The sequence below is a fragment of the Methylobacterium indicum genome (assembly GCF_017347565.1).
Classification (GTDB): domain Bacteria; phylum Pseudomonadota; class Alphaproteobacteria; order Rhizobiales; family Beijerinckiaceae; genus Methylobacterium; species Methylobacterium indicum.
In genome coordinates, this window is the sequence record NZ_AP024145.1 from 4704144 (window position 1) to 4721716 (window position 17573).

20 protein-coding genes are annotated in these 17573 nt (G+C 71.3%); 4 read left to right on the top strand and 16 right to left on the bottom strand.

Annotation, left to right across the window (positions count from 1 at the left end; translation table 11 throughout):
* Positions 1-113: 113 nt before the first annotated feature.
* On the bottom strand, positions 114-812 hold the full coding sequence (locus miv_RS21845; RefSeq protein WP_207178827.1) for a HisA/HisF-related TIM barrel protein: 699 nt from the start codon (positions 810-812) through the stop codon (positions 114-116).
* 38 nt (positions 813-850) lie between these two features.
* On the opposite strand from miv_RS21845, the gene miv_RS21850 reads away from it, so the two are divergent.
* Complete coding sequence (locus tag miv_RS21850) at positions 851-1936, top strand: hydantoinase/oxoprolinase family protein (RefSeq protein ID WP_207178829.1); 1086 nt, start codon at positions 851-853, stop codon at positions 1934-1936.
* A gap of 7 nt (positions 1937-1943) precedes the next feature.
* Here miv_RS21850 and miv_RS21855 read toward each other — a convergent pair whose 3' ends face one another.
* Complete coding sequence (locus miv_RS21855) at positions 1944-2417, bottom strand: BLUF domain-containing protein (RefSeq protein ID WP_207178830.1); 474 nt, start codon at positions 2415-2417, stop codon at positions 1944-1946.
* 208 nt (positions 2418-2625) lie between these two features.
* On the bottom strand, positions 2626-3675 hold the full coding sequence (locus tag miv_RS21860; protein WP_207178832.1) for an aromatic ring-hydroxylating oxygenase subunit alpha: 1050 nt from the start codon (positions 3673-3675) through the stop codon (positions 2626-2628).
* 241 nt (positions 3676-3916) lie between these two features.
* Between miv_RS21860 and miv_RS21865 the strand changes: the two genes are divergently transcribed.
* A complete protein-coding gene (locus miv_RS21865; protein ID WP_207178834.1) occupies positions 3917-4345 on the top strand; it encodes a DUF3597 domain-containing protein in 429 nt (142 codons plus the stop codon).
* Positions 4346-4441: 96 nt separating this feature from the next.
* Here miv_RS21865 and miv_RS21870 read toward each other — a convergent pair whose 3' ends face one another.
* Together miv_RS21870 and miv_RS21875 are read right to left on the bottom strand one after the other, a co-directional pair.
* A complete protein-coding gene (locus miv_RS21870; protein WP_082172080.1) occupies positions 4442-5557 on the bottom strand; it encodes a polyamine ABC transporter substrate-binding protein in 1116 nt (371 codons plus the stop codon).
* A 3-nt stretch (positions 5558-5560) separates the two neighbouring features.
* The gene (locus tag miv_RS21875; RefSeq protein ID WP_058620108.1) at positions 5561-5920 is read right to left on the bottom strand and encodes a RidA family protein; all 360 of its coding nucleotides are present in this window, start codon (positions 5918-5920) and stop codon (positions 5561-5563) included.
* A 227-nt stretch (positions 5921-6147) separates the two neighbouring features.
* On the opposite strand from miv_RS21875, the gene miv_RS21880 reads away from it, so the two are divergent.
* Complete coding sequence (locus miv_RS21880) at positions 6148-6420, top strand: GlsB/YeaQ/YmgE family stress response membrane protein (RefSeq protein ID WP_048430536.1); 273 nt, start codon at positions 6148-6150, stop codon at positions 6418-6420.
* Positions 6421-6592: 172 nt separating this feature from the next.
* Here miv_RS21880 and miv_RS21885 read toward each other — a convergent pair whose 3' ends face one another.
* The 10 genes from miv_RS21885 to miv_RS21930 form a co-directional block, all read right to left on the bottom strand.
* A complete protein-coding gene (locus miv_RS21885) occupies positions 6593-6835 on the bottom strand; it encodes a YgaP-like transmembrane domain (RefSeq protein WP_048430535.1) in 243 nt (80 codons plus the stop codon).
* 126 nt (positions 6836-6961) lie between these two features.
* Entirely contained in the window at positions 6962-7603 is a 642-nt protein-coding gene (locus tag miv_RS21890) for a glutathione S-transferase family protein (RefSeq protein WP_207178836.1), read from the bottom strand.
* A gap of 126 nt (positions 7604-7729) precedes the next feature.
* The gene (locus miv_RS21895) at positions 7730-7981 is read right to left on the bottom strand and encodes a hypothetical protein (protein WP_053221099.1); all 252 of its coding nucleotides are present in this window, start codon (positions 7979-7981) and stop codon (positions 7730-7732) included.
* 74 nt (positions 7982-8055) lie between these two features.
* Entirely contained in the window at positions 8056-8700 is a 645-nt protein-coding gene (locus tag miv_RS21900; protein WP_207178838.1) for a TetR/AcrR family transcriptional regulator, read from the bottom strand.
* A gap of 116 nt (positions 8701-8816) precedes the next feature.
* Positions 8817-9998 (bottom strand): bifunctional 3-oxoadipate enol-lactonase/4-carboxymuconolactone decarboxylase PcaDC, encoded by a 1182-nt coding sequence (gene pcaDC / locus miv_RS21905; RefSeq protein WP_207178840.1) that lies wholly within the window; start codon positions 9996-9998, stop codon positions 8817-8819.
* Between the two features lie 12 nt (positions 9999-10010).
* Positions 10011-11369, bottom strand: a complete 1359-nt coding sequence (locus miv_RS21910) for a class-II fumarase/aspartase family protein (protein ID WP_207178842.1) — start codon at positions 11367-11369, stop codon at positions 10011-10013.
* A 4-nt stretch (positions 11370-11373) separates the two neighbouring features.
* Positions 11374-12207, bottom strand: a complete 834-nt coding sequence (locus tag miv_RS21915) for a 3-oxoadipate:acetyl-CoA acetyltransferase (RefSeq protein ID WP_207178844.1) — start codon at positions 12205-12207, stop codon at positions 11374-11376.
* Positions 12208-12498: 291 nt separating this feature from the next.
* On the bottom strand, positions 12499-13134 hold the full coding sequence (pcaG, locus tag miv_RS21920; protein WP_207178846.1) for a protocatechuate 3,4-dioxygenase subunit alpha: 636 nt from the start codon (positions 13132-13134) through the stop codon (positions 12499-12501).
* A 4-nt stretch (positions 13135-13138) separates the two neighbouring features.
* Complete coding sequence (gene pcaH, locus miv_RS21925; protein WP_048429966.1) at positions 13139-13867, bottom strand: protocatechuate 3,4-dioxygenase subunit beta; 729 nt, start codon at positions 13865-13867, stop codon at positions 13139-13141.
* Positions 13868-13998: 131 nt separating this feature from the next.
* Positions 13999-14820 (bottom strand): IclR family transcriptional regulator, encoded by an 822-nt coding sequence (locus tag miv_RS21930; RefSeq protein WP_207178848.1) that lies wholly within the window; start codon positions 14818-14820, stop codon positions 13999-14001.
* 102 nt (positions 14821-14922) lie between these two features.
* Between miv_RS21930 and miv_RS21935 the strand changes: the two genes are divergently transcribed.
* Complete coding sequence (locus tag miv_RS21935) at positions 14923-15825, top strand: DMT family transporter (RefSeq protein WP_207178850.1); 903 nt, start codon at positions 14923-14925, stop codon at positions 15823-15825.
* 58 nt (positions 15826-15883) lie between these two features.
* On the opposite strand, the gene miv_RS21940 is transcribed toward miv_RS21935, so the two are convergent.
* Entirely contained in the window at positions 15884-17509 is a 1626-nt protein-coding gene (locus miv_RS21940; RefSeq protein ID WP_207178852.1) for an alpha-D-glucose phosphate-specific phosphoglucomutase, read from the bottom strand.
* Between the last annotated feature and the right edge of the window lie 64 nt (positions 17510-17573).

Genomic DNA, 17573 nt, shown 5'->3' on the forward strand with positions numbered 1-17573 from the left:
CGGCGTCGCATCAAGCGGAGCACGGCGACCGGGTCCGGACAAGCGCGGCGGCGGCGGGCGGGCACGCCGTCCCGCGCATATCGCCCCGCCTTTCTCGCCGCCGCCGACGGGCCTCAGACCCGCAGCCGCCCGTCGTGGATCGCGCTGGCGACGAGCACCCCCGCCGCTCCCGCGTCGTCGAGGGCCGGCAGATCCTCCGGGCCGCGCAAGCCCCCGGCGGCGTAGAACGCGACATGCGGCGCCCGCGCCTTGAGCGCCCGCAATCCCGCGAGGTCCGGTCCGGCGCCGCTGCCGACGCGCGCGAGCGTCATCACGATCACCTCCGGCGGCCAGGCGGACGCATCCTCGTGCAGGATCGCGGGCCCCATCGGAGCCCCGTCCCGGCTGTCGAGGGACAGGACCGCCCGGTCGCCGATGCGGCGCACCAGGGCGTCGTCGGCCTGGCTCTCGCTGCCGAGCACCGGCCGGCCGAGGCCGGAGGCCAGGAAGGCCGCCACGCCCGCCTCGCTGGAGAACCCCGCATCGACCCACAGCTCGATCCCCGGGCAGGCGGCGCGAATCGCCCGGAGCGCGCCGAGGTCGGGCGGCACGCCGTCCACGATCGCGTCGAGATCGGCGACGTAGAGCCGCCGCGCCGGCCAGGCGCCGAGGAGGCCCCGGGCCACGTCGGCCGGGGCGGAGCCGGGGCTGAGCGGCGTCACGATCGGCGCGTAGGCGTCGCGGTCGCCGGCCCGGGCCCGCACGACGAGGCCGCCGCGCAGGTCGAGGACCGGCACCACCTCGGTCCGGGTTGCGGAAGGAGCGCCGCTCATGCGACCCGGGCCCGACGCGCCGTGACCGGGACCCGACCGTGACTGATTCCCATTCCTCCGCCCCTTCCGTTTCTCCGCGCGAGCGCATCATCGGCTGGGACTTCGGCGGGGTCCATGTCAAGGCGGCCCTGGTCGAGGGGGGCCGGGTGCAGGCGGTGGTGCAGGTGCCGTGCCCGCTCTGGAACGGCCTGCCGGCGCTGGAAAACTCGGTCGCCGCCCTGCCGGGCTGGGCGCGCGAGCCGGCGCACCACGCCGTGACGATGACCGGCGAGTTGACCGATTGCTTTTCCGACCGCGCCGACGGGGTGACGCAGATCGCCGGCTGGGCCGCCGCGCACCTGCCCGGCACGGTCGCGGTCTATGCCGGGCGCGCCGGCTTCGTGGCACCCGAGGAAGCGGGGGCGAAGGCGCCCGACGTCGCCAGCGCCAACTGGCACGCCACCGCGGCCCTCGTCGGACGCCTCAGGCCGGCGGCCCTCCTGGTCGATCTCGGCTCGACCACCGGCGACCTGATCCCGATCCGCGACGGGCAGCCCCGCGCGGTCGGCTACAGCGATGCCGAGCGGCTGGAGACCGGCGAACTGGTCTATACCGGGGTCGTGCGAACCCCGCTCCTGGCGCTCAGCCCGGCCGTGCCGTTCCGCGGCCGCCGCACCGCCCTGATGGCCGAGTGCTTCGCCACCACCGGGGATGCCTACCGGCTGCTCCGCGACCTGCCGGAGGCGGAGGACCAGCAGGACACCGCCGACCTCAAGGGCAAGTCCATCCCGGAGACCGAGATCCGGCTGGCGCGGATGATCGGGCGCGACCGCCACGAGGGCTCCGCCGCCGACTGGGTCCGCCTCGCGGGGGTCTTCGCGGAGGCGCAGCTGCGGCTCCTGCACGATGCCGCCGCCACGATCCTGTCCCGCGGCGAGCTGCCGGAGGAGGCGCCGGTCGTGATCTGCGGCGCCGGCCGCTTCGTCGCCGCGCGCCTCGCCGCCCGTCTCGGCCGGCCGGCCGAGGAGCTGAGCGACCTCCTGGCGCCCCGTCTGGCTCCGGAGGCCGGCGCCTTCGCGTCGACCTGCGGCCCGGCGGTCGCCGTGGCGCTGCTTGCCGCCGGACCGCCCGCCCGGGCGGGGTGAGAGGGACTCAGCGCCGGGCGTCCCCGATCGTGTCGTCGGGGGCGGAATGCCAGGGCGTGCTGATCGGGCTGTCGACGAGGAGCAGCAGGGTGCGGCGCAGGAGCTGGTCGCGGGCCTCGGCACCGCCCGAGGGGCAGGCGCCGTTCAGCCGCGCGTCGAGCTCCGGGGTGGTGCCGAGGAAGCCCATGTTCCAGCCCGGGAAGCGCCGCTCGGCGACGACATCCATCTCGATCACCGCCAGGGTGTGGTGGCGCCGGTCGACCAGGATCGACTCGAAGATCGGCTGCACGGCGGAGCGCCGCCCCTCCAGCACCTGGAAGAAGCCGAGCCCGGTATAGACCAGCACGCCGGTCACCTCCGCCCGACGGTTGCGCTCCCGGGCAACCGCCAGCAGAGAGGCGATGTGCCCCTGTTCCAGCATCGTCTCCATCGGATGAGCGGCCGTACTCTTGTAGACGATGCGGAAGACGTCGCCTGACATCCGTTTCCCCCGGGCAGCGGAAGAGACGACATACCCTGAAATGGACGGACAGCGATAGCGCTCCGGCGTACGCCCGAAGGATTTGATGCCGATCCGGCGGACCGAAACAGAATTGCCCGCCGATCCCACCCGCCCTGCATTCCGCCCTTGCCCACGACATCGCTGCGGCAGGCGCGATCGCGACGCCGCCGGTGCGGTGTCGGCCCGTTCAACTGCGCCAGCGCAGCTCCCGCGGCTCCAGCGGATTGACGAAGGGCGCCGCCGCCTCGCGCGCCCGCAGGAACTCGCGCTTGAGGCTGAAGTACCATTGCGACTGCACGTCGCTCTCGCCCATCAGCACCATCGCGGGCTTCCGGTCGAGGCCGCGCTGGGCGATCTGGAGCACGTCGCGGTCCTGGCCGAGGAACTGGCGCATCAGCGGCCGGGCGACGGGCTTGAGCAGGTTGAGGGCCGGGATGTTCCAGTACATCGCGTTGATGAGCGCGGTGCGCCCGTTCGCCAGCGGCGCGGCGAAGGTGTAGTTCGCCAGCCGCTTCTCGCCGGCGGTGATCCGCTCCAGCCGCACGCCCGGCAGCCGGAACTCGATCTCGACCTCCGGAATCGAGCCGAGCATGCGATAGGCGAGGGAGGCGGTCTTGGCCGTGTGGCTCGTCATGGTGAAGCCGAAGGGCGAGGGCGCGAAGTGCTTCACCTTCTCCTTCATGGTCTTCGAGGGGCGCCACCACCAGGAATCGTGCACGTAGGCGACGTGGGCCGGATCGACGAAGCTCAGCGCCACGAGGTCGAACGAGGCCTCGACCTCCAGGATCTCGACCAGCTGGCCGCAATAGTCGAACTCCACCTCCGGGATCGGCGGCGCCGCCTCGGGGCTGGCATGCGCCGGGTTGGCGCTGGCATGGACCCAGATCAGGCCGGACTTCTCCGCCACCGCGAAGCGGGCGAGGCGGACGGACGCGAAGTTCGCGTCGTCCCGGCGGGCGAGCGCCGGGATCGCCGCGCAGGCGCCGTCGGGCCGGAACTGCCAGCCGTGGAACGGGCAGACGAGGTTGCCGTCGACGATGCGGCCGGCCGAGAGCGCCATGCCGCGATGCGGGCAGCGGTCGCGCAGCGCGAACAGCGCGCCCGATTCCTCGCGCCCGACCACCACGGCCTCCTCGCCGAGGCTCACCGACCGCATGCCGCCGGGCCGGACGCTGCGGCTCTCGCCGACGCAGTACCAGACGTCGTCGAGCGCCCGGCGTATCGGATCCCCTGTCATGCCGCTCCCACGCATTCCCGTCGCGGCCGGCGCCACGCGCCCGGCCCGCCATCCGGCCCGTCCTTAGCCGATCCCGCGGCGGCGTGCAGCGCCGGGATGGTCGCGGCGCCAGCTTCACGGACGAGCCTCACGGAACGGTGAGCGGGGCCGTTCGTTACCGTGCCGCAGGGCCGAGCGCGCCCGCCCTCCGCCCGCGAGGGTGCGGGCAGCGCCCCACGAGCCCCAGACGGAGAACGACACGATGAGCCTGCTCGGGACGATCGTCAGCAAGATCCTGCACCCCTTCGGCGGCGGCGACGCCCAGGCGCAGACGTCGGGGGATGCGCCCAAGACCGATACGTCCTCGACGGGCGGAGCGCTCGGCGGCGGCTCGGACGCGGCATCCGGCGGCACTGTGCCGAAGGTCGACGGCAAGGTCGATGTCGAGGCGGTGCTCAACGACCTCGCCGGGAAGGCCGGCCAGCCGCTGAACTGGCGCACCTCGATCGTCGACCTGATGAAGCTGCTCCACCTCGACAGCAGCCTGTCGGCCCGCAAGGAACTCGCCAAGGAGCTGAACTACACCGGCGACACCGAGGATTCGGCCACGATGAACGTGTGGCTGCACAAGCAGGTCATCAAGAAGCTCGAGGAGAACGGCGGCAAGGTGCCGGACGACCTCAAGGATTGATGCCGGAACGAGATTGCGCTCGCCCGCGACGCGGGTGGGCAGAACAGGACGGGGCCCGTTCCGGCGAGGAGCGGGCCCTTCTCGTGGGTGGGTGCCTCAGCGTCCGGTGCGCACCCGGGTCCAGAGCCGCGTCACCAGCCGCTGGGTGCGGTCGTCGTAGGCGGTGTTGGTGAACAGCCGCCGGAACGTCGCCTCGTCCGGATAGATGCCGGGATCGGCCAGGATCTCCGGCTTGACCAGGGCCTTGGCGGCCAGGTTTCCGCTCGCGTAGGACACGAAGTTGGTATTGGCCGCCGCCACCTCGGGCCGCATCATGAAGTCGATGAAGGCGTGGGCCTCCGCCGCGTGGGGGGCGTCCTTCGGAATCGCGAAGGAATCGAACCACATCAGCGCGCCCTGCTGCGGGATGACGTAGGCGATGTCGACGTCGTTCTTGGCCTCGCGAGCCCGGCGGCGGGCCTGCAGCACGTCGCCGGAATAGCCGACCGACAGGCAGACGTCGCCGTTGGCGAGCTGGTTGATGTATTCCGAGGAGTGGAACTTCTGCACCGCGCCGCGGATGCGGAACAGCGCGTCGCCCGCCTTCTCGAGATCGTCGACCCGCCGCGTGTCGGGCTTCAGCCCGAGGGCCTGGAGCACGCTCGGAAAGATGTCCTCGGGTGCGTCCAGTATCGTGACGCCGCAATCCTTGAGCTTGGCGACGAGCTCGGGGCGCAGGACGATGTCCCAGGTGTTGAGCGGCTGGTTCGCCCCCAGGCGGGCGCGCACCAGGGCGGTGTTCATGCCGATGCCGGTGGTGCCCCACATGTAGTCGACGGCGTAGGCGTTGCCCGGATCGTAGACCGCGAGCCGCGCCGTCACCTCGGGCCAGGCGTTCTTCAGGTTCGGCAGCTTGGCCTTGTCGAGGGGCTGGAAGACGCCCGCCTTGATCAGGCGCTGCAGGAACGGGCCGGACGGCACCACGATGTCGTAGCCCGAGCGGCCGGCGAGCAGCTTGGTCTCGACGATCTCGTTGGTGTCGTAGGTGTCGTACACCACCTTGATGCCGGTCTCGCGCGTGAAGGCGTCGAGCATCTGGGGGTCGATGTAGTCCGACCAGTTGTAGACGTTGACGACCCGCTCCGGCGCGGCCGCCGCGGAGCCGACGGACCCCGCCGCGAGGGCGAGGAGGCAGGCCGAGGCCCGCAGGAAACCGCGCCGGAGCAGCCGCATCGGTCAGGCTCCGGTCGCGGCGATGATCGAGATCTCGACCTTGTATTGCGGGGCGGCGAGCTTGGCCTCGACGGTGGCGCGGGCCGGGGTGTGGCCGGCGGCGACCCAGCCGTCCCAGGCGCGGTTCATCTCGGCGAAGGTCGACATGTCGGCGAGGTAGATCGTGGCCGAGAGGAGCCGAGTCTTGTCGCTGCCGACGCTGGCGAGCAGTGCGTCGATCTGGGCCAGGATGTCCTTGGTCTGCGCCTCGACGCCCTCGCCGTTCGAGACGTTGTCCGCGACCTGCCCGGCCAGGTAGGCGGTGCCGTTATGGACCACAGCCTGGCTCATCCGGGGGCCGGTCTCGAAACGCGTGATGGTCATCGGGTTCTCCACGAGGCTTCCGTAGCGCTCCGGCGCCTTGTGCCGCCGAAGGCGGGGCCGCGTAAAGGGCCCTCGCGGCGAAGGACGGGCGACGGCCGGGGCGAGGGCGGGAACTGAGCGGGAACTGGGCGAGGGCAGGAAATGCCGAACGGTCACGTCGTCCGGCGCAACCTCGGCCCGACCCGTGCGTTTCATCAGCATAGAAGCGGAGCCGAAGGGCAGCCCCCATGCTTGCGATCCTGTGGACCATCATCATCGGCTTCGTCGCCGGTGTCATCGCCAAGTTCATCATGCCCGGCACGGCCAATGAGCCGAGCGGCTTCATCATGACGACGCTGCTCGGCATCGTCGGCGCCTTCGTGGCGACCTTCCTCGGACAGGTCACCGGCTGGTACCCGCCCAACGAGGGCGCCGGCCTGATCGCCTCGGTCGTCGGCGCGGTCGTCGTGCTCGCGATCTTCGGCTTCATCCAGGGCCGTCGCCGCACCACCGTGCTCTGAGCGAGTGAGGGGCCGGCGGCAGCCGGCCTCGACCCGAAACGAGAAAGGCCCGTACCGGGATGCCGGTACGGGCCTTTCTCGTCTCTAAGGTGCAGGAGAACGATCCAAGGGAGACCAATTGACCCGACGGAGATCCGGGGCGCCCGCAGGGACGCCCCGGATCGGTCGTTCGTCAGATGCGGGCCGGGCTGCGTCCGCTGTCGTTCATCAGCGACTTCGCGGCGCAATGGCCGGTGGCGCCGCGAATCGCCAGGAGCGAACCGGCGACCAGGGCCGCGAGGCTCAGGAACTTGTTCGGCCGGGGCTGGGCCGCCGCGGCGGCGAGGCCGAGCCCGAGCACGACCGAGATCGCCCGCTCCTTGGTGGTCAGGTTGCGCTCGCCGCTGAAGACGTCGTGAATCAGGTCGCTGGCCATGGTGGCTCCGTCGGGCTGGGGCGCGGAGGATTTCCGCTGCGTCGCGGTGCGAACGCGGGCGGAGGCCGGACGTTCCCGCTCGACCGCCTCCGCGGGTGCCTCTCCCCGGCCGGATCGCGGCGTCAATCACGCCTGCTGCTGCATCTCGGCGTGAATCCGGTCGTCGATCTCCCGGGCGCGCACGGCCGCGGGCCGGTCGGCGAGACGGGCCACGTAGGACTCGTAGGCCGGGCGCCGCTCGATCGAGCCGAACTGCATGCCCCAGATCAGGTGCGAGCCGACATAGAGGTCCGCGGCCGAGAAGCGCCCGCCGGCGAGGTAGTCGCGGCCCGAGACAGCACCCTCGAGGGCATCCAGGACCTCCGCCAGGCTGCCGTAGCCGACCATGGCGCGCATCCGCGGATCGTCCGGGACCACGACGCCGAGCGCCTTGTTGGTCACCGCCGCCTCGACCGGACCGGCGGCGAAGAACAGCCAGCGGTAATAGGCGCCGCGCTCGGGATCGTTCGGGGCCGGGGCTAGACCGGCTTGCGGGAAGGCGTCGGCCAGATAGGCGCAGATCGCCGCCGTCTCGGTGACGGTGACGCCGCGATGGACCAGCGACGGCACCTTGGCGAGGGGATTGATGGCCCGGTAGGCCGCGTCCTTCATCGTCGGGCCGTAACCGAGGATCTCGGTGCGGTAGGTGGCCCCGACCTCCTCCAGCATCCAGCGGACGATGCGGCCGCGGGACATCGGGTGGGTGTAGAACACGAGTTCGTCGGTCATGAGCGGCCTCCCTGGCTGGAGGAGGGAAGCAGCCCGACCGGCGATTCGCAAGGCGGGGGGACGCCCCGGCGCGGTCTCGGCTCGGGGCACCCCGTCATGGGACGGGGGAGCCCGACCGGGTTCCGCTCACCCCCGCTGGGGCCGCAGCACACCGTCGGTCGTCTTCGGGTCCGGGGCGGGGGGCCGGACGGTGCCGGTCGTGTCGGCGTCGCCCGGGCGGACGCGCTCGGCCGGCGTCTCGTGGACCGACGGCATGTTGGGGGCCATCTCGCGGCTGCGCTGCGGGCTGTCGACGAGCGGCTTGTCGACGACCTGCGCCACCACCGGCGAGGCGGCCAGGACGGCGAGCAGGACGAGACGGCTGGTGCCTCGGGTCATCGGGCTCTCCTCCATGACTGTGCTGATCTTCATGAAGAGCAATCGACCGGGCCCGAATCCGGTTCCCGGCCGGGTCAGCGCAGGGACAGCATCCCGATGACCGCGTCGCCGACCATCCGCTTGTGGCGGGTCCGCAAGTCGGGCGCGGCGAGGTCGATCGAGAAGATCGCCCCGAAGGTGTGGCGGTTCGAGACCCGGAAGAAGCAGAGCGCGCTGATCAACAGGTGGACGTCCAGGGGATCGACGTCGGCGCGGAAGATCCCCTCGCGCTGGCCCCGGGCGATGATGTCGGTGATGGTCTGGATCACCCCGAGATTGAGGCCCCGGATCGTCTCGGAACCCGAGAGGTGCTCGGCCCGGTGGATGTTCTCGATCGCGACGAGGCGGATGAAATCGGGGTGGGCCTCGTCGTACTCGAAGGTGAACTCGACGAGCCGGCGGATCGCCTCGGCCGGCGCCAGGTTGCCGAGGTCGAGATCGGCCTCGACCTGGCGGATGTCGGCATAGGCCTTCTCCAGCACCGCGAGGTACAGGCCCTCCTTGCTGCCGAAATAGTAGTAGATCATCCGCTTCGAGGTGCGGGTGCGCTCCGCGATGGCGTCGACCCGGGCGCCGCTGAGCCCGAAGGCGGAGAATTCCTCCGTCGCGACCGCCAGGATGTCGGCCCGGGTCCGCTCGGGATCCTTGGTGCGGGGAGGGCGGGGCGTGACGGCGTCCATGATCCGGCGGGTTCGGCGAGCCACAAGGGGGCGGGGAGGCGAGAGGCGGGGCAATTGCGCCTGCTCTAACACCCCGCCCGCCCCCATGCATCCGGTCAGGCGAGGTCGTCGCCCGTTCAGGCGAGGTCGTCGCCCAGGACCTCGCGGGCCCAGCGGAAGGCGCCGTTCGCCGCCGGCACGCCGGCATAGATCGCGGTCTGGATCAGCAGCGCCTGCAGCTCCGGGACGGTGACGCCGTTGCGCAGGGCCGGGCGGACGTGGAGCTTGAACTCCTCCTCGCGGCCGAGCGCCACCATCATGGCGAGCGTGACGAAGGAGCGGGTCTTCCACGGGATGCGCGGATCGCCCCAGACCTCGCCCCAGGCGGTGCGGGTGATGAAGTCCTGCCACGGCCCGGCGAAGTCGCCCGCGGCGTTCAGCGAGCGCTCGACATGGGCCTCGCCGAGGACGCTCTTGCGGTTGGTGAGCCCCGTCTCGAACGCCACCGCGCCGGTCGCGGCCTCGGGTGCCCCGCGGTGCCGGTCGAGGAAGCCGAGGAGATGGGCGGCGGTGGCCTCCGGCTGCTCGACGGAGAGGAGGTGGGCGGCGTTCGGCAGCACCACCAGCTCGGCGTGGCGGATGCCGTCGCAGATCTCCTGCGCCATGGCGGGCGGCGTCGCCGGGTCGTCGCGGCCGGCGATCACCAGGGTCGGCGCGGTGATGCGGTCGAGGACCGGACGCAGGTCCATGCGGCCGATGGCGTTGCAGCAGACCGCGTAGCCGGCCGCATCGGTGCCGGTGAACTGCGCCCGCACCGGCGTCACCGCGTCGGGGGAGGAGGCCGGGAAATGCGGGGTGAACCAGCGGGTCATCGTCGCCTCGACGATCGCCGCCGTGCCCTTCTGGCGCACCAGGGCGGCGCGCTCGTTCCACGACGCCTCGCTCGGCATGAAGGCGGCGGTGGCCATCAGGGTCAGGCTGATCACCCGGTCGGGATGGCGGCTCGCCGCCGCCTGACCGGTCATGCCGCCGAGCGACAGGCCGACGACGTGGGCGCGGGGGATGTTGAGCGCGTCGAGGAGCCCGATCAGGTCCTCGGCGAGATCCGCGACCTCGATGGGCTGGTCGCGCACCTGCGAGGCGCCGTGGCCGCGGGTGTCGTAGCGCAGCACCCGGTAGCGGCCGCGGAGATGGGGCACCAGCGGGTCCCACATCGCCAGGGTGGTGCCGAGCGAGTTGGAAAAGACCACCACCGGCGCGCCGCTCGGGCCGGAGAGCTCGTAGTTCAGAAGGGTGCCGTTGGCCTCGATCTGGGGCATGGGAACCTCGTTTTACGCGGAATGCAGGAAGGCGGCGAGGCGCGAGACGTCCGCCAGCGCCCGGTCGGCGGTGCGGGCCCCGGCCCGGATGGCGGGGCCGAGATCGAAGGCGGCATCGAGGTCGGCGCTCGCCGCCTCGGGCTTCGCACTCAGGACGTCCCGGAGCGAGCCCTGTCCGTCGCGGACGGCACCGGCGGCCTCTTCCACCAGGGCGTGGGCGGCCTTGGCACCGACCACCGGGCTCAGCCGGCTCGCGGCGGCATCGGCGAAGAGCAGGCCTTGCGTCACGTCGAGGTTGCGGCGCATCCGTTCGGGATCGGGCACCAGCCCTTGCGCGAGGCCGCGGGCTTCGCGGAGCGCGCCGGAGGCGAGGCCGAACAGGGTCGGCAGGGCGTGCCATTCGGCATGCCAGGCGCCGGCCGGACGCTCGTGGGCCGCCGCCATCCCGTCGAGCAACGTCAGGCTGGTGCCCTTGGCGGCGCCGAAGGCGGAGAGAATCACCGTCGAGGAGACGGGGTTGCGCTTGTGCGGCATCGCCGAGGAGCCGCCGCGGCCCGGCATGTAGGGCTCGGCCACCTCCCCGACCTCGGTGGTGGCGAGATGCGCGACGTCGGTGGCGAACTTGGCGAGCGCCCCCATCAGGAGGGCGAGCCACGACCCGGTCTCGGCGATGCGGGCACGCCGCGTGTGCCAGGGCGCGAGGTCCGGATGGAGACCGAGCGCGGCGGCGAATCCGTCGCCAACCGCCTCCGCGCTCTCGCCGAGGCCGGCGAGCGTGCCGACCGGACCACCGAGCGAGGCGGTGAGCACGCGGTCACGCAAGCCCGGGAGCAGGGCCGCCACCTCGGCGATGCCGAGCGCCCAGATCGCCGCCTTGAAGCCGAAGGTCACGGGCGCGGCGTGCTGGCCGTAGGTGCGCCCGACGCAAGCGGTCTCGCGGTGCTGGCGGGCCAGAACCGAGAGCCCGTCGAGGATCGCCTTCAGGTCGGCCGCGACGAGGTCAAAGGCGTCGCGGATCTGGAGCACCAGGGCGGTGTCGGCGATGTCCTGGGTCGTGGTGGCCTTGTGGAAGGCGGGCTCCAGTTCCGGGGGCAGGGCCCCCTGCACCGCCTTGACGAACGGGATCACCGGCACGCCCGAGACGGCGGTGCGCCGGCCGAGCGCGGCGGGGTCGAGCGCCGTCGACGTGACCGCCTCGATGGCGGGAGCGAGGGAGGGCGGCACCAGGCCGGCCTCCGCTTGCGCCCGGGCGAGGGCCGCCTCGGCCCGCAGCATCGCCGCCACCCGGGCCTCGTCGGCGAAGACGGCGCGCATGGCGTCCGTGGCGAAGAGGGGCCCGAGCAGGGCGGAGTCGAGGGCCGAGAGCGTCATCGGATCAGGCCACGGGCTTCAGGTGGAGGGCGGCACGGGCCTCGGCCGGGGTCGCGACCTTGCGGTTGTTCCGCGTCACCATCTCGGCGGCGAGCGACACCAGCTCGGCGTTGCTCGCGGCGAGCCGGTCCTTGGTCACCCGGATGTTGTCCTCGAGGCCCGTGCGCACCGCGTCGGCCCCGCGGGCGAGCGCCCAGCCCATCACGCGGGCCTGCTCGCGGCCGATGCCGGCGGCGGTCCAGGTCGCGCCCGGGATGACGCGCTTGGTCTCGGCGAGCAGGATGTCGAGCAGGTGCTCGTCGGCCGGCATCGCGTTCTTCACGCCCATCACGAACTGGACGTGGGGATGGGCATCCATCAGCCCCTCCTCGATCAGTCGCTTCGCGCCGTGGATGTGCGACAGATCGAAGATCTCGATCTCGGGCCGGATGCCGTTCTTGTGCATCGTGCCGGCGAGGTCGGTCACCAGCGTCGCATGGTTCTCGTAGACGATGCTCGGGAAGTTGACCGAGCCGGTCGAGAGCGAGGCCATGTCGGGCTTGTGGACCAGCGAGAGGCCCCGCGCGCTCGGGTCGCGGCCGCGGCCGCCGGTCGAGAACTGCACGATCATGCCGGGGCAGTGCTTGCGCACGCCCTCCTGCACCGCCGCGAACTTGTCCGGGTCGGAGGAGGGGGATTCGTCGTCGTTGCGGACGTGGATGTGGACCAGGGTAGCGCCGGCTTCAAAAGCCTGATGCGTGGATTCGATCTGCTCGGCGACGGTGGTGGGCACCGCCGGGTTGTCCGTCTTGCGCGGCACGGAACCGGTGATCGCGACGGCGATGACGACGGGGTTCATGGGGGTCTCCTGGTTTTGGTTGGTGTGTTCTAGTTTCCGCCTGATCTGTCCGATGCCAGTAAGACGCGGGATCCCCTCTCCCGTGTGGGAGAGGGGCAGGGGCGATCGAAGATCGCACGAGGGTGCGACGGTGCTGAGCGAAACTTTGACTGTTCCGCTACCAGCCCAATGCTGAGCGCTTCACACGGAAGCGTAGCACCCTCACCCCCGGCCCCTCTCCCACACGGGAGAGGGGAGGCGCGCTATACCTTGATCGGAATAGTCAAGCAGAAATCATAGGGGCGGTGACGATCACACGTCGAAGAACACGGTCTCGTTCGGTCCCTGCAAATAGATGTCGAAGACGTAGACCGCCTTGCCATCCCGCTCCTGGCGCCTGGCCAGCAGGCTGTCGCGCTGCTGGCCGCGCTCGACGAGGTTCAGCACCGGATCGTCGGTGTTGGCCGAGGCCTCGTCGGCGAAGTAGAGCCGGGTCTGGAGGCCGATATTGATGCCGCGGGCGGCGATCCAGAGGTTGATGTGCGGCGCCATCGGGCGATGACCCTTGCGGCCGACGACCGGGCCGGGCTTCACCGTCTCGAAGGACCACACGCCCGTCTCGAAGTCCGAGCCGGTGCGGCCCCAGCCCCGGAAGCCCGCATCGAGAGGCTTGCCCTCCTGGCGGTCGGCCGGATGGTTGTAGCGGCCCGCGGCATTGGCCTGCCAGATCTCGATCAGCACGTCGCGCACGAGGTTGCCGGCCCCGTCGAAGACCCGGCCCTCGATCCGGATGCGCTCGCCCGCCGTGTCGGGCCCGGCGAGCACGTTGGTGAAGTTGGTCTCGAAGATGTCGAACCCGGCCTGGAGCGGGATCAGCCCGATATGGACGTAGGGCCCGGCGGTCTGGGACGGCGTCTCCTGGAGACGGACGGGAAGCGGCTGGACCATCGTCTCAGTTCCCCTGGAGCTTGTTCTCGAACAGCGTCTGCTGGCGGCCGCGCAGCACGATGTCGAACTTGTAGGCGAGCATGTCGAGCGGCACCGCGGCGCCGAGGTCGAGGGGGGCGATCAGGCGCTCGGCGGCGGAGCGGTCGGGGATGCCCTGCACCATCGGGTCGCGCCAGATCAGCGGGTCGCCCTCGAAGTACATTTGGGTGATGAGGCGCTGGGCGAAGCCGGAGCCGAACACCGAGAAGTGGATATGGGCCGGGCGCCAGGAATTGAGGTTGTTGCGCCAGGGATAGGGCCCGGGCTTGATCGTGCGGAAGTAGTAGAAGCCGTTCTCGTCGGTGATCGTCCGGCCGCAGCCGCCGAAATTCGGGTCGATCGGCGCGAGGTAGCGGTCGTTGCGGTGGCGGTAGCGCCCGCCGGCATTGGCCTGCCAGAACTCGACGAGGGTGTGGGGGATGCCGCGCCCGTTCTCGTCGCGGACATGGCCGTGGACGAAGATCCGCTCGCCGATCGGCTCGCCCTCGCGGGCGTAGTTGAGGATCAGGTCGTTGTCGAGCGGGCCGAGCTCGGAGTGGCCGAAGGCCGGGCCGGTCACCTCCGACAGGGAGGATTGCAGCGAGATCATCGCCCGGCGCGGCGAGCGCAGCACGCTGGTCTTGTAGTCCGGCGTGAAGGCCGGCGGGTGGATCGAGCGGTCCCTTTGCAGGAACTCGCTGTCGGCGTGGATCATCGTCTCCTCCTGGGCGCCCCGTCCGGGGCGTGGTGCGGGTCGTGCGAGGGTCGGCCCTCGGGTGTTCGAGATCGTTCGACGCGCCTGCCCCGAGGGGTATCACTCCCCTGCGGGGCGGGCCATGCCGGCCCTCAGGACATCGCCGGCCGGGTCGTGGCGGGCCGGCCGCCAAGCGCGCCGAGATAGTCCGAGAAGGCGCCGACCGAGGACAGGTCGGCGGCGGCCGAGAGGAGGTCCGGCGCGATCGCGTCGCGCTGCGCCTCGGTCAGGCGCAGGCTCGGCCCGGCGACGCTGAGATTGCCGATCGCCCGGCCGGTCTGCGGATGCACGATGTTGGCCGCCATCGCGGCGGCCCCGGGCGTGTTGGTGTCCTGCACCCAGGCATAGCCCCGGGCCCGGGCCTCGTTCACCAACACCATCAGGGCGGCCACCGTGCGCGGCGCGTTGGGGCCGCATTCCTCGGGAGCCCCGAGGCCCTGGCGCATCACGAGGCTCAGGGCCTCCTCGTCGGTGAGGCTGGCGAGCCAGGCGATGCCGGTCGAGGTGGTGGAGAGCCGGGCTTCGGTGCCCATGTCGCCGTCGTAGCGCAGGCCCGTGCGGGCGCCTTGCGCCTTCGCCACCCAGACGAGGCGCGGGTAATCGACCACCGCGAGCCGCGCCAGCTCGCCGCTGAGGCCGGCCAGCCGGTCGAGCACCGACTGGGCAATGTCGACGACGCCGGTGCGCGAGAGGTGCTTGAGGCCGAGCGTCGCGAACTTGGTGGTCAGCAGATAGCGGCCGGTCTCGCCGTCCTGCACGACGTAGGCGTGCTCGGCCAGCTCCGCCAGGAGACGATGCGCGCCGCTCTTGGGGATATCCAGCGTCTCGGCGATGGTCTGGAGGGGCAACCCGCGCGGATGGTTCGCGAGGAGTTCCACCAGATCCAGGACGCGCCGCAGCAGGGAGCCGGCCATCTCTCGTGCTCGAAGTCCGCGCTCGCAAATCTGGAACGCAGTTCTGGATCTGAACTCAGTTCCGATCTAAGTCAAGGGAGCGAACGAGGGGGGACGTCGGACATGCGCGGCACGGGCCAGCACGAGACCCTGATCGGCATCGCCCTGATGGTGAGCGCCGTGGCGGGCTTCGCCTCGATCGACGCCTCGGCGAAGTTCCTGAGCGGAACGATGAGCCCGTTCCTCATCGTGGCCCTGCGCTACCTCGTCAGCTTCGTCATCGTGGCGGTTTTTCTCGCCGCCCGGCGCGACATCGTCGGGCTGATGCGGACCCGCCGGCCCGGCTTGCAGGTCCTGCGCTCGCTCTGCCTGGTCACGGCGACGATGTGCTCGTTCGTGGCGCTGCGCTACCTGCCGCTGGCGCAGGTGACCTCGATCACCTTCGCCTCGCCGCTCGTGGTGGCGCTGATCGCCGGGAAGCTCCTGGGCGAGCGGGTCGGCTGGCGGCGCGCGATCGCGGTGCTGATCGGCTTCTCGGGCGTCCTGGTGGTGAGCCGCCCGGGCCTCTCCGGCATGCACCCGGCGGCCCTGCTGGCGGTGGTCACCGCCCTCGTCAACGGGGTCTACATCGTGGTGACGCGAATGCTCGCCGCCCACGATCCGCCCGAGACCACGATGTTCTATACCGGCCTCGTCGGCTCGGTGCTGACCGCGCCGGCCCTGCCGTTCCTGTGGGAGACGCCGAGCGAGACCTCGACCTGGATCGGCATCGCGTCCGTGGGATTCTTCGGCGCGCTCGGGCACTGGCTGCTGATCCTGGCGCATCGCCGGGCACCGGCCTCGACGCTGGCGCCCTTCGCCTACGCCCACCTGCTCTGGGCCGTGCTTCTCGGCTTCCTGATCTTCGGCCACCTTCCTGACCACTGGACGGTGATCGGCGGCGCGATCGTGGCGGCCTCGGGGCTGTACCTTCTGTATCAGGAGCGCCCCCGGGTCACCCCGCCGGGGGAGGAGGGGGCGGTGTGAGGGGGACTTTCCGTAACCCTCCCCCCTCTGCGGGGGGAGGGTTCAAACCCGTAGCGTCCTACGTCACCACCGACGGCTCGGTCCGGCCGGTATGCTGCACGATCCCCGCGATGGCCTCGGCCGCCGCCACGACCGGGGCCAGCATCTCGACGGTCGGCGCGTCGAGCCGGTCCTTGGCGAAGCGCTCGAGATAGACCCGGAGCGTCGCGCCGACGGTGCCGGTGCCCGACAGGCGGAAGACCACCCGGGCATCCTCGCGGAAGAGGATCCGCACGCCCTGGCGGGCGGTGACCGAGCCGTCGACCGGATCGGTATAGGCGAAGTCGTCCGCGGCCTCGACGGTGAGCCCGCCGAAGCTCTGCCCCGGCAGCCCGGCGAGCTTGTTGCGGAGCGCGCTCATCAGCCCCTCGGCGGCGGCGCTCTCCACCTCCTCGTAATCGTGGCGGGCGTAGTAGTCGCGCCCATAGGTCGCCCAGTGGTCGCGCACCACCTGGTCGGCGGGTTTCTTCGTCGCCGCCAGCAGGTTGAGCCAGAGCAAGACCGCCCACAGGCCGTCCTTCTCGCGGACGTGGTTCGAGCCGGTGCCGGCGCTCTCCTCGCCGCAGAGCGTGATCCGCCCGGCATCGAGGAGGTTGCCGAAGAACTTCCAGCCGGTCGGGGTCTCGAAGGCCGGGATGCCGAGCGCCGCCGCGACCCGGTCGGCGGCGCGGCTCGTCGGCATCGAGCGGGCGATGCCGGAGAGGCCCGCCTTGTAGCCCGGCGCCAGATGCGCGTGGGCGGCGAGGATCGCCAGGCTGTCGCTCGGGGTGACGAAGAGATGGGGCGCGACGATCATGTTGCGGTCGCCGTCGCCGTCGGAGGCGGCGCCGAAATCGGGGGCGGCCGGGCCGGTCATCTCGACCATCAGGTCGTGGGCATGGACCGGGTTCGGGTCCGGATGGTGGCCGCCGAAATCGGGCAGCGGCTCGGCGTTGATCACCGTGCCGGCCGGCGCGCCGAGGCGCCGCTCCAGGATCTCCACCGCGTAGGGGCCGGTCACCGCGCTCATCGCGTCGAAACGCATCCGGAAGCCGGAGCGGAACAGGGCCGCGATGGCCGGGAAATCGACCAGCGTCTCCATCAGCGCGGCGTAATCCGCCACCGGATCGATCACCGTGACGGTAGCCTCGCCGAGACGGACGTCGCCCAGGGTATCGAGGTCGATGTCGGCGGCCTCGACGAGGCGGTACTCGCCGATGACCTTGGTGCGGGCAAAGATCGCTTCCGTCACCGGCTCGGGGGCGGGACCGCCGTTGCGGCCGTTGAACTTGATGCCGAAATCGCCCTCGGGCCCGCCCGGATTGTGGCTCGCCGAGAGCACCACGCCGCCGATCGCGCCGTATTTCCGGATCACGCAGGAGGCGGCGGGCGTCGAGAGCAAGCCGCCGCGGCCGACGAGGATGCGCGAGAAGCCGTTGGCGGCGGCGATCTTCAGGGTCGTCTGCACCACCTCGCGGTTGAGGAAGCGCCCGTCGCCGCCGACCACCAGGGTCGTACCGGCCCGGTCGGGCAGGCAGTCGACGATCGCCTGGACGAAGTTCTCGACGTAGTTCGGCTGACGGAAGACCGGCACCTTCTTGCGCAGGCCCGAGGTGCCGGGCTTCTGATCGGGAAAGGGCTGCGTGGGGACGGCCTTGACGGTCATGGGGTCTCGTCTCGGGAAGAGGCGACGGGGCCGGACGGTCCCGCCTGCCCGGCTTATGCCGCCT